9 protein-coding genes are annotated in these 12,363 nt (G+C 30.3%); 1 reads left to right on the forward strand and 8 read right to left on the reverse strand.

Going from position 1 to position 12,363, the window contains the following annotated elements; translation table 11 throughout:
• Positions 1-21 precede the first annotated feature (21 nt).
• The 6 genes from Q0881_RS03920 to Q0881_RS03945 are packed head-to-tail and all read right to left on the reverse strand — an operon-like array spanning position 22 to position 6,215.
• Complete coding sequence (locus tag Q0881_RS03920; protein WP_299157160.1) at positions 22-1,119, reverse strand: exonuclease domain-containing protein; 1,098 nt, start codon at positions 1,117-1,119, stop codon at positions 22-24.
• 32 nt (positions 1,120-1,151) lie between these two features.
• The gene (locus Q0881_RS03925; RefSeq protein ID WP_299157161.1) at positions 1,152-1,832 is read right to left on the reverse strand and encodes a YggS family pyridoxal phosphate-dependent enzyme; all 681 of its coding nucleotides are present in this window, start codon (positions 1,830-1,832) and stop codon (positions 1,152-1,154) included.
• On the reverse strand, positions 1,822-3,060 hold the full coding sequence (locus Q0881_RS03930) for a DUF1015 domain-containing protein (RefSeq protein ID WP_299157162.1): 1,239 nt from the start codon (positions 3,058-3,060) through the stop codon (positions 1,822-1,824). The genes Q0881_RS03925 and Q0881_RS03930 overlap by 11 nt, the downstream gene beginning before the upstream one ends.
• Positions 3,061-3,063: 3 nt before the next feature.
• Positions 3,064-4,017: an NAD(P)-dependent oxidoreductase gene (locus tag Q0881_RS03935; RefSeq protein ID WP_299157163.1), complete on the reverse strand. Its 954-nt coding sequence runs from the start codon at positions 4,015-4,017 to the stop codon at positions 3,064-3,066.
• 18 nt (positions 4,018-4,035) lie between these two features.
• Entirely contained in the window at positions 4,036-5,100 is a 1,065-nt protein-coding gene (serC, locus tag Q0881_RS03940) for a 3-phosphoserine/phosphohydroxythreonine transaminase (RefSeq protein WP_299157164.1), read from the reverse strand.
• A 53-nt stretch (positions 5,101-5,153) separates the two neighbouring features.
• Entirely contained in the window at positions 5,154-6,215 is a 1,062-nt protein-coding gene (locus Q0881_RS03945) for an acyl-CoA reductase (protein ID WP_299157165.1), read from the reverse strand.
• A gap of 72 nt (positions 6,216-6,287) precedes the next feature.
• On the opposite strand from Q0881_RS03945, the gene Q0881_RS03950 reads away from it, so the two are divergent.
• Positions 6,288-6,638, forward strand: a complete 351-nt coding sequence (locus Q0881_RS03950) for a 4Fe-4S dicluster domain-containing protein (protein ID WP_299157166.1) — start codon at positions 6,288-6,290, stop codon at positions 6,636-6,638.
• 100 nt (positions 6,639-6,738) lie between these two features.
• Here the strand turns inward: Q0881_RS03950 and Q0881_RS03955 are convergent, their stop codons facing one another.
• Positions 6,739-9,462, reverse strand: a complete 2,724-nt coding sequence (locus Q0881_RS03955; protein ID WP_299157167.1) for a TonB-dependent receptor — start codon at positions 9,460-9,462, stop codon at positions 6,739-6,741.
• A gap of 130 nt (positions 9,463-9,592) precedes the next feature.
• Positions 9,593-12,241, reverse strand: a complete 2,649-nt coding sequence (locus tag Q0881_RS03960) for a TonB-dependent receptor (RefSeq protein WP_299157168.1) — start codon at positions 12,239-12,241, stop codon at positions 9,593-9,595.
• Between the last annotated feature and the right edge of the window lie 122 nt (positions 12,242-12,363).

Consider the following 12,363-nt stretch of genomic DNA (forward strand, 5'->3'; position numbering starts at 1 on the left):
AGAAGTTGTTTTAAGACAACATTACAAATTATTTTCAACTTGTAATCTTACTATTTTAGACACTTTATTTTTAATTAAATAATTTTTAATTATTGTTTTAGCTAGTTCTTTATCTTCAATAGGAGTTATCATAGATTTTAAAATAGCTAATTGATTCTTTTGAAAAGCTAAATTAGTAAAAGCATATCCAACAACTTGATTGTTTTCTACTAAAATAACACCATGTTCTTCAGGTGTTCTTCCTTTATCAACTAGTAGAAAATTATCATGATTAAAGTTTCTATCATTAACTTTTCTTCTACGGATAATATTAAATTTAGGTTTTAACCTAAGAAGCTCTAGATGGTATTTTAAGCGAGTTAATAGTAAATTTCCTGTTTCTTCATAGCTGATTTCTACAACTCTTTTTTGAACTTTTTGTGCTTTAGGTGTTTTCTTTAAAAACAGTTTGTTAGCTTCTTGTTTTATATTCTTCCCTCGACCAATAAAAATAATTTTTCCTTCTTCACTATGCGCATAAAAAACGCCTTGCTTTTCAGGAAGTTTATCTAATATTTTTATGAAACGTTGTTTTTCATGCCTATTGTCCGTATACTTTATCGATTGTTGAATTATTTTTTTATCGATATCTTTTTCTAATAACAATTTAAAAAGTTGTACAGTTGCTAAAGCATCTCCATTAGCTCTGTGTCTATCAGACATAGGTATACCAACAAACCTACATAATTTACCTAAGCTATGTGAAGGTGCTTCAGAAATTAAATTTTTACTAAGGGCAACAGTACATAGCGTGTTGCGTTGATAATCGAAACCTAAACGATCAAACTCAGTACGTAAAATTCGGTAATCGAAACTAGCATTATGAGCAATGATAATACAATCTTTGGTAATCTCTATAATTCGTTTTGCTACTTCATAAAATTTAGGAGCGTTACGAAGCATTTTATTGTTAATACCTGTTAGTTTAACAACAAACTCTTGAATTTCTCTCTCAGGGTTTACTAGGCTTATAAATTGGTCTACAATTTGATGACCATCAAATTTATGAATAGCAATTTCAGTAATGCCCTCTTCATTAAATTTCCCCCCTGTTGTTTCAATGTCTAAAATTGCGTACAATTCTTTTTCTTTTTTAGCTGATTAATGTAAATTTAAACAATATAATTTCTAACTCCAAAAATAGAACTACCAATTCTAACCATATTACTTCCATTTTTTATAGCTAATTGGTAATCACCGCTCATTCCCATTGAGAGTGTTTTTAGTTTAGGGTATTTTTCCTGATTATTTTTAAAAAATATAGCTAATGAAGAAAATTCTTCTTCTAATTGTGATTGATTATCGGTAAATGTTGCCATTCCCATTAAGCCCACAATATTTATGTTTTTTAATTCTGAAAGTTCTTCTGAAAATAAGATTTCTTTAATGTCAGAAAATAATAATCCGAATTTAGTATCTTCTTTTGCAATGCGAGCTTGTAATAAGCAGTTAATAACTCTATCGTGTTTTTTAGCTTGTTTATTTATTTCTTTTAAAGTTTTAAAACTATCTACGCCGTGAATTAAATCAACAAAATGAGCCATGTATTTTACCTTATTACGTTGTAAATGTCCAATCATATGCCATTGGATGTTTTTAGGTAAATTATCGTATTTATGAACCATTTCCTGTATCTTATTTTCACCAAATACACGTTGACCAGCATCATAAGCTTCTTGGATATCAGCTATAGGTTTTGTTTTAGAAACTGCAACTAGAGTTACATTTTCTGGAATTTCTTTTTTTATTTCTTGAAGGTTTTCTTTAATTCCTGTAATCATATCAGAATTCATAAATAGTTAAAGCACTTCTTAGTTTTGGTTCTATGTATGTAGTTTTTGGAGGCATTAATTTTCCCGAATCTACAATGTTTTTTAATTCATTAACAGAGGTTGGTAGCATTCCAAAAGATATTTTAAAATCACCACTATCAACTTTTGTTTTTAATTCTAAACTATCCGATTTATCTTGTGAATACATTATTTTAGAAGCGTTTCGAATGTCTTCAATTCCTAAAATAGGTTTTAGAACTGTAGTATAAAGAATTTGAGCATCTAGTTTACTTAAAGCGTCTGTAAATTCATAGGCAGATTTTCTTAGATACAGGGCATAAAACTCACCTTTTAAATACATACTAAAGTGATGTTTTTCTTTAGGCTTATATAACTCTTGACCTCTGTTTTCTATTCTAAAAAAAGTATCTAGTTCAATTAAAAATTCATCAGGCGTTAATCCATTTAAATCTTTTATAAATCGATTAAATTCATAAATACTTAATTGACTTTCAGGTAATAAGTAGCTCATAAATGAGTTGTATTTTTCATTACCAGTGTGATTCGGATTTTCTTTAGCCAAGTTTTTAGCTAATAAACAAGATGAAGTTGATCGATGATGACCATCTGCAATATATAGTGTATCTACATTATCAAATGCCTTGATGATTTGATTTATATCATCTTCATTATTTACAATCCATAATAAATGAGAATCTTTATCAGTTGTTGAAAATTCATATTCAGCTCTTTTTGCTTGGTATTTTTTTATAATAGAATTAATAGCATCATCATCTGGGTATGTAAGAAGTACAGGTTCTGAGTTGAAGCCTGTATTTTTTAAATAATTTTCAAAAAGTAATTCCCGCTTTTTAAGTGTACCTTCATGTTTTTTAATCACATCATTATGATAATCTTCTACCGAAGTAGCAGCAATTATACCACAAAAAGAATTTGTTGGAGTTGTTTTTTGATAGATGTAAAACGCTGGATTTTCATCTTGAGTAAAAATTTTATCTTCTTTAAATTCTAAATAACGGTTGTGTACCAATTTAAAACGTTGCTCTCCACTAATATCTTCTTTATGATATTTATATCCAGGGTTAATTACATGTAAAAATGAATAAGGATTGAAAGCTAATTTTGCGTTTAGCATTTCTGGAGTATAAATTTCATATGATTTAGATGAAACCATAGCTACTTTATCACGAGTAGCCCTAACTGCTTTAAAAGGTTTTACAATTGCCATAAATTATTCAGAAAGTAATTTAATAATTTGGTTTGCTAATTCAGTTCCTGCTTTTTCTTCGGTTTCAATAGTTGAAGCAGCTATATGTGGTGTTAATGAAATTTCAGGATTCATTAATAATTGAACAGCTGGAGTTGGTTCATTTTCAAAAACATCCAATCCTGCGTATTTAACTTTCCCACTTTCAATTGCATTTACTAAAGCAACTTCATTTATAAGATTACCTTGCGCTGTATTTATTATTCCTACACCATCTTTCATTTTATTAAATTGCGTTTCTTCAAGAATATAATCTTCTTGATTTGAAAGATGTAATGTAATAAAGTCAGATTGTTTTAAAACTTCATCAAAAGAGCTAGTTTCTATTTCAATATTTGTTGATTGTCCATTGAAAAAAGGAATGTTAATTATAGCTTTTTCTACAGTTGTGTCTGTAGCTATTACTTTCATTCCAATACCTAAAGCTATTTTAGCAACTTCTTGCCCAATATTTCCAAAACCTATAATACCAATTGTTTTACCTCTTAACTCTGTACCTTTGGCATAATGTTTTTTTAAGGTATTAAAACGCGAATCTCCTTCTAAAGGCATGTCTCTATTAGCTTGATGTAAAAAACGAGCTATACCAAAAAGATGTGCGAAAACTAATTCTCCAATAGCATTTGAAACTGCGGTTGGTGTATTAACAACATGGACTCCATTATCTCTTGCATAATCAGCATCAATATTATCCATATTAAGATTTGCACAACCAATTAATTTGATACTAGGGCATTCTTCTATTAATTCTTGACGCACTTGAGTTGTATTTTTAACAACAATAGCATCAATATTATTTTCGTTGATATAATTTTCTAACTGATTTTGAGCAACTTTTGTAGTTATTACTTCAAATCCTTTACTTTCTAAAATTTCTATTCCATTTATAGAAATTCCGTCGTTTGCTAATATTTTCATTTTATTCTTAATGACTTTTTATGCTATTCTTTCTAGTTCTTGCATTACATCTACTAAAGCCTGTACACTATATAAAGGTAATGCATTGTACATACTTGCTCTATATCCTCCAATACTTCTATGACCATCTAAGCCATTAATATTGGTTTCTTTCCACATAGCATCGAATTTTTCTTTTAAATTATTATTTGTTAAAGTAAAAGTGGCGTTCATATGACTACGATCTTCTTTGACTACGACACCATTAAACAACGGGTTTCTATCAATTTCACTGTATAAAAGCGCTGATTTTTGCTCGTTCACTTTTTCAATAAACTCTATTCCTCCTAAATCTTTTAGCCATTCTAATGTTAGCATAGAGGTATAAACTGCAAAAACAGGAGGAGTGTTAAACATACTATCTTTATCGATAAAAACTTGATAGTTTAACATTGAAGGAATTATACGTTCTACTTTCCCTAAGATTTCTTCTTTTACGATTACTAAAGTTGTTCCAGCTGGCCCCATATTTTTTTGAGCTCCAGCATAAATCAAATCAAACTTAGAGAAATCTAACTGACGTGAAAAAATATCAGAACTCATATCACAAATAAAAGGAACATTTGTTTCAGGAAAATCTTTCATTTGTGTTCCGTAGATTGTATTATTACTTGTACAATGAAAATAATCTACATCAGTAGGAACTTTATAACCTTTAGGTATATAGTTGAAATTTTGATCTTTTGATGAAGCTACTTCAATTAGTTCACCAAATAATTTAGCTTCTTTTATTGCTTTTGAACTCCATGTTCCTGTATTCAAATATGCTGCTTTTTTGTTTAGTAAATTATAAGCAGTCATTAAAAATTGATTGCTAGCACCACCTTGTAAAAATAAAGCTTTATAACCTTTGTTTTTTAACCCTAACAATTCTAAAGCTAAACTTCTTGCTTTCTCAATAACATCTACAAAAGCCTTGCTTCTATGTGATATTTCAATTAAAGATAAATTATCATTATTGAAATTAATAACAGCTTCAGAAGCTTTTTTTAAGACTTCATCAGGTAAAATACAAGGGCCAGCGCTAAAGTTATGTTTTTTCATTATTTGGTTGTGTTTTGTTATAACAAAGGTGCAAATTTATAGAGAGTTAATCTTTAAATATTAGATAAAAATTCAAGGGTATTTACGCCATCTGCATAATCCCATAATTGAGGGTATTGTGTTTGCCCAAAAGCAATTTCATTATCAATAAAATTGTTAGCAACTATACATTGTATTTGCTCTCTATCTTCCCAAAGTTTTATTTTTAAATCATCAGCATTGTCATAATATTCATAAAAAATAGAAGCGATAGGAGAGGCGTAACTTTGATCTTCTTTAATCATTAGAAAACCATTTTCTAAAATGTCAAATTCGCTCATTAAATATACAGCTTTATTATAATCGTAATTATTGGCATATTTAGCGTTGTTAATAATTTCATGTCGATTATACATTCCTTTAAAAAATGCATCAAAATCATAGTTTTTAGGTACGTATAATTTAGAAACTGAACGACAACCAAGACCAAAATAACGAAAAACATCTTCGCTTAAATTTTCCATGTCATTCTTAGTTTCATTGTTAGTTAAAACAGCAACAGAATTTCTGTTTTTCCTAATAATACTTGGTTTATCTTTAAAATAGTATTCGAAATAACGAGCTGTATTATTACTTCCAGTTGCAATAACTGCATCAAAACCAGCTAATTTTTGCTCTGTAAAAGTTATTTTACCTTTTAATTCAGGTTCTATATATTCTAAATACTTGGCTAAAAAAGGCAATAAATGCTTGTCGTTAGACGATTGCTTTACTAAAACTGAGTGTCCAGATACTAAAACTGATAAAAAATCGTGAAATCCAACTAAAGGAATATTCCCAGCCATAATTATGGCTACTTGTTTTGATTTGTTATTGCCTAAGTTTTCATTAGAAATCCATTGCTGAATAGCTTCTTTAGTTAATGCTTTAGACCAACTTTCTGTAGCAAACAATAAACTTTCTTTAGTAAACCAAGTGTTGTTTTCTCCCGCTATTTTTAATTGATGTTTAAAGCCATCAAAAAAAAGGTCATTAAATTGAATAGCATCATTTTGAACTATATCTTTTTGGGTAAATTGACCTAAAAATTCTCCTAATTTTACAAAAGCAGAGATTCTATTTTGGATTGTATCCATTTATTTTGTTTCTAAATTAATTTGGAACTATTTTTGCGCTTGCAAAGTTACAAAAACTGAAACAGATTAATTATGGCAATTATAATAACTGATGAATGTATAAATTGTGGTGCATGTGAGCCAGAATGTCCGAATACAGCTATTTATGAAGGAGCAGATGATTGGAAATATGCTGATGGTACTGATTTAGAAGGAAATGTTGTTTTACCTAATGGTAAAAAAGCAAATGCTGATGAGGATCAAGAACCTATTTCTGATGAGATTTATTACATCGTAGCTGATAAATGTACTGAATGTAAAGGTTTTCATGAAGAGCCTCAGTGTGCTGCGGTCTGCCCTGTAGATTGTTGTGTTCCTGATGATGATAATGTTGAAACTGAAAAAGAGTTGTTAGCGAAACAAAGTTTTATGCATAACGAATAAGTATTTAATAATTTATTTTTAAATATATTAAAACACCCAAACTACTATAGTTTGGGTGTTTTTACATACATAATAACACAAGTTTAATAAAAGGGAGGTGTTATAATTTAAAACCTAATCGAGCAAAAAAGTAAGCTCCGTCTGATCCCATTTGAACAGAGTCGGCTAACCCACCTTGATCGGTCCATCCGTCAAATTGTGGAGTAGGGTATATATTGAAAATGTTATTACCTCCAATTGTAAATTTTAATTTTTCAGTAAAAGCGTAACTAAAACTTAAATCGGTTGTGATAGCAGACTCGTAAGTATCTACAGATCCTTTCGTTGGATCTAATAAAGCATTTACATCTGCTTGAGATTTTGGAGGAGTATCTACCCATTGAAAATCATATATTTGGACTTCACTAAATTTTGTAAAAGTTAAGTTTGTATCAAATTTTTTATATGAATAACCCAAGTTTAAATTAAATTTATGATCTGGTGCAGATGCTCTTAAATATGCTTGAGAAAATGGACTAAAGAATGTTAATTCAGCTTCTTCCGCACTTAAACCTAATTTTGTTTGTAAAGTTGTAGGTGTATTGATGTTTTCAATTTTTGTATCGTTAAAGTTTCCTACTAAACCAATATTTATTTTATGATCATTGAAACTTTTCTTATAATTTAAAACAATATCTAATCCTTGTGTCTTAGTATCTACTCCATTTGCAAAGAACTGTGCAGCATCAACACCTAAGTTTAAACTTGAGGCATCAAAATTGTCAGTTAAAATTATTCTATCATCTACAGTAATAGAATAAGCATCAATAGTTGCAGTAAAACCACCAATTTTATAAGTAAATCCTAAACTGGTATTAAAAGCTTTTTCTTCTTTTAATTGTTGAATACCAAATGCTCTAGTAACCGTACTATTATTAGCGGATAATAAAGAAGGTAATGATTGTCCGTTTACAATATTTGTAAATTTTAAATTATAATATAACTGGGCTAAAGATGGGGCTCTAAAACCTGATGATATTGAACCACGGAAAGTTAAGTTATCACTAGCTTTTAATCTTGAAGCTAATTTGAAATTGAATGTACTTCCAAAATCACTATAATCTTCGTATCGTAATGCAGCTCCCACTAAAAATTTTTCTGAGAAGTTAAATTCCGAATCAAAATAGACACCTACATTACTTCTTGTTCGGTCTACTTCATTGTCTGGACTGTATCCAGGAAAACCTTGAGAACCACCAGGTAAATCATTTCCATTACTATCAGTGGCTACGGTTTGAGTGGCTGGATTTGTTATTAAAATACCATTGCTGTCATACAACCCGTATGAAGCTTCTTCACCTGAGAAAATAATAAAATTTTCAGTTCTGTACTCTAATCCAAAAGCTAGGTTTATACCACTCATAGTATCTTCTAAATATTTACTGAAATCAATACCAGTAGTATTTTGAGAAAGACTATGTCCACCTGCGTTGAAATCTGTAGGTGATGCATCTTTTAATGAAGCATTGTTTGAATTTTTTATATAGTAGTGAAATTTATTTTCTCCATAGGTATTGTTAAAATCTACTTCCCATCCATTATTTAATTTGTGTTTAACTCCTGTAGAAATAGAAATATCGGTAATATTTGAAGTTATTTGTGGTGTAAACCCGTTAGGATATAAACTAGGCACACTTCTATTGTCTCCATCAGCAAAACTACTTCTAGAGAATGCATAAGCATCCGTATCTCTAAAGTTTCTACCTCCAAATGCATATACTTCTGTATTATCATTGATTGGTAAGCTTGAATTAATCATAAAATTAAATCCATCAATACCAGCACTACCATATCCTTTTCTCCAAGAAAAACCAGGTCTTAATGTTCTGTCTTTTGATAGTAATTCAGTAGTGAAATTAACAAAACCACCTTTGTCATTTAATTTAGCTCCATAGTTTAAGTCTAATTTAAATGTACCTCCATCAAAGCTTTTGTCTTTTCCATCAAGCCTATTTTTACCATTTACATTATATAAAGTTTCACCCGTTGCAGCTTCCCATCCGCTACCTACATTTGTGCTATAAGCTCCATATCCAATACTACCAGAAACACCATCTGTATCATTTTTTAAAACAATATTAATAACTCCGGCAATAGCGTCTGAACCATATTGAGCAGAAGCACCATCACGTAATACTTCGATTCGTTTGATTGCTGCTGCAGGTATGGCGTTTAAATCCGTTCCTGAATTTCCACGTCCTCTTGTACCAAAAATGTTTACTAATGATGATTGATGACGTCTTTTCCCATTAATTAAAACCAATGTTTGATCTGGACCTAGTCCACGTAATGAAGCAGGAACTACATGGTCGGCTCCATCTGAACCAGATTGTTTTGTTGCATTAAATGAAGGAGCTGCATATTGTAAAATATCATTTACTTCTACTTTTCCATTTTTGGTTGCTAAATCTTGCACATCTATAATGTCTACAGGAACAGGAGTATCAACAGCTGTTCTTTTAGCATTTCTTGATCCTACGATTACTACTTCGTCTAATTGTAACCCGTCTGAAAGAGTAATATTAAAAACACTTTTGTTTGTAACATTAACTTCTTTTGTTTCAAATCCAGCGAAACTAATAACTAAAGTAGCACCTTCTTGAACAGTTAAACTAAAATTTCCATTAAAATCGGAAGAGGCTCCATTTGAAGTTCCCTTTTCTAGAATGTTAGCTCCGGGTAAAGGTTCATTATTTGAATCTTTAACCGTACCAGAAATTTTTTGTTGAGCAAACATGATGCTAAAAGAGAAAAAAGCACAGAATAAAAGAATAGTTTTTTTCATGATTTAAAGTTTGTTTTATATTATTAAAAGGTTAAACCAATAATTTTATACTCTAAAAAAATAAATAAAAATGCCTTGATAAATTTTATCAAGGCATTTTAAATAAATTTAATTTAAATAATTATGAGAACTAAAATTGAACATTTAAGCCAATACTAAAATTAGTACCTAATTGACCTAATTGTTGTACTTCTGATGAGTATGTAAATCTAGAACCAGCTTGCGCTGTATTTGTAGATGCTAAAGTAACATCTGGATATACATCAAAAATATTGTTAATGTTAGCGTTTAATGTGACTTTATTTGTCAACTTATAGCCAAAACCTAAGTCTGTTGCTATTTTTGCTGCTAAATCTTGATCTGTTCCTCCAGATTCAGGAGCCGTAACTGTAACTTGTCCAAAACGAGTATTGTTAAAAGAAACATCCCACTTATCGGTTACATAATTTAATCCTAAAATAATTTTAGATTTTGGTCTTGAATTCGTAATCAAACCTCTTTCTTGTCTGTCAAAAATGTTATAACCAGCTTGTTGAATTATAGTAGGGGTATTAACAGCATCAATAGTTGTTTCATTAAAGTTTGCAGCTAAACTTGCATGTAATTTTCCGTTTTCAGTCAAATTTATATTTCTATAATTTAAAACAAAATCGGCTCCTGTTGTCTTAGTATCTCCAGCGTTAATGAATACTTGAACTGCTGTTACGTTATTATCTTGTAAAATTTGTTCTACAGGGTTTGTAGTTGAAGCATCTCCATCTGCGCCAATTTGTGAAGAAAATAAAACTCTGTCGTCAACTTTAATTTGGTAAAAGTCTACAGATGCAGAAAAATTTCGATCAAATTTATACGTTAAACCTGCTGATAAATTTTTTGAAATCTCGTGTGTTAGCTTAGGAATTCCTAAAGCTTGTACTGCAGGGCTATTATTGGCCAAAGTTCCTTGTAATAAAGGTTCAGATGACCCTGCTACAATAATGTATTGACTTAATGTAATATGTGTTTGGTGTAATGTTGGTGCTCTAAATCCGGTACTATATGAAGCTCTAATAGCTCCTTTCTTACCTAATTTATAACGTCCATTAGCTTTCCAAGAGAAATTGCTACCTGCATCAGAAAAATCTTCATATCTACCTGCAATTCCTAAAAGTAAATCTTCAGTAATGTCATAATCTACTTGTGTGTAAGCAGCAAAATTATTTCTAGACCATTTTCCTGCTTCTTCTGGTTTTATACCAGCAAATGAATCTGAATTCCCAGGAATTCCTGAAGCGATAACGACAGGATCACTAGATAAATAATATGATAAAGGGTCTCCTTCAAAAGCCCTATAACCTTCTTCTTTATATTCTATACCAGCTGCTAAACTAATTTGTTCTGATATTTGACCATTAACATCAAAATTACCTACAACATTGGTAAATCTATAACCTCCTGTATAAAAACTTCTAGGAGAAGTTCCGTGGTCAGCTAAATATTGTCTGTTTACTGAATTATTTACAGTAACATCTACTTCGTTTGCTCCATAAGTAATACTAGCATCTGCATTCCAACCTTCAGTTATAGGAAATTTTACTCCTACTGCATTAATATAGTCGTTAATTTCAGTTTCAAAAGTTGGTTGATATCCAACAAAATCATTAGGGTTACCTGTTAAAAAATTAGCATTTGCTACATCATTTCTCCAATAAGGAGCTCTATAGTATGCAAAACTTTTACCATCTCTTGTTGTAAAACCATGAAAAGTATATAAAGTAGATTTTTCACCTAAAGGATGTTCAGCATTTATAAATAAATCCTTTTTTTCCATTTCTGGCTGTCCTACAGTCATGCCAGCTCTAGGGTTAGCCGCTAACCAAGCAATATCTCTTGGGGTAGATCCAACATCTGATACTATACCAGCTCTATTTGTTATTTCTTGTTTGTAATACCCTAAGGTAAGATTTATGAAACCGCCTTCGCCAAAATCAAAAGCGGTGTTATAATCAGAAGAAAAATTGAAACCATCTTTTTCTGAAGTAATTCCTGCTTTTGTTGTAAAAGTAGAATATTCTACATTTTTTTTTAGGATAATGTTCATTACGCCTGCAATTGCATCAGAACCGTAAATTGCTGAAGCCCCATCTCTTAGTACTTCAACTCTTTCAATAGCTGCCGTAGGTATACTTTTTAAATCTACACCTACTTCACCTTTACCTGGTGTACGATTTAAATATACTTGCGCACTTTGATTTTTACGCTTTCCATTTACTAAAACTAAGGTTCTACTTGGTCCTAATCCACGTAAATCTGCTGGGTCATAATGAGCTGTTGCATCAGAAATAGCTTGATTTTGAGAATTAAATGATGGAACTTTAAATGTTAACATTCTATCTAAAGTTGGTTTTCCACTTTGTTGTAGTTCTTTAACATTAATATTGTCTATTGGTACTGGAGAATCTAGAATTGTTCTTGGTTTTGTTCTATTTCCTGTTATAACTACTTCATCTAATTCTAAACCTTCACTTAATGTAATATTAAAAATTGTTTTTCCGTTTACAGGGACTTCTTTGGTTTCAAAACCAGAAAAACTAATTATCAAAATAGCATCCTCTTTAACTGTAAGGCTAAAATTCCCATTAAAATCAGAACTAGTTCCATTGGAAGTTCCTTTTTCAAGTATGTTTGCTCCGGGTAGGGGAGCATTGTCTGTGTCTTTTACTGTCCCTGTTATTTTTGTCTGAGACCAGGCAAAACCAGTAAATAATATTGTAAAAATTAATAGTTTGAATTTTTTCATAAATAAATAATTAATTAATAAAAAACATATTAATTTATTGAGACTTTCTAGTCAAAATAAATCAAGTGCTATATTATTAGTAAGGTGTATTTGTTTTTTTATACCCTTTTTTTAAATTATTT

Origin of the sequence: uncultured Tenacibaculum sp. (assembly GCF_947494125.1) — a bacterium.
Classification (GTDB): Bacteria; Bacteroidota; Bacteroidia; order Flavobacteriales; family Flavobacteriaceae; genus Polaribacter.

Bases quoted from the DNA above. Each gene is read 5' to 3' on its own strand.
- Q0881_RS03945 (WP_299157165.1), bottom strand. From the start codon at position 6,215: ATGGATACAATCCAAAATAGAATCTCTGCTTTTGTAAAATTAGGAGAA.
- Q0881_RS03925 (WP_299157161.1), bottom strand. From the start codon at position 1,832: ATGAATTCTGATATGATTACAGGAATTAAAGAAAACCTTCAAGAAATA.
- Q0881_RS03935 (WP_299157163.1), bottom strand. From the start codon at position 4,017: ATGAAAATATTAGCAAACGACGGAATTTCTATAAATGGAATAGAAATT.
- serC (WP_299157164.1), bottom strand. From the start codon at position 5,100: ATGAAAAAACATAACTTTAGCGCTGGCCCTTGTATTTTACCTGATGAA.
- Q0881_RS03950 (WP_299157166.1), top strand. From the start codon at position 6,288: ATGGCAATTATAATAACTGATGAATGTATAAATTGTGGTGCATGTGAG.
- Q0881_RS03930 (WP_299157162.1), bottom strand. From the start codon at position 3,060: ATGGCAATTGTAAAACCTTTTAAAGCAGTTAGGGCTACTCGTGATAAA.
- Q0881_RS03955 (WP_299157167.1), bottom strand. From the start codon at position 9,462: ATGAAAAAAACTATTCTTTTATTCTGTGCTTTTTTCTCTTTTAGCATC.
- Q0881_RS03960 (WP_299157168.1), bottom strand. From the start codon at position 12,241: ATGAAAAAATTCAAACTATTAATTTTTACAATATTATTTACTGGTTTT.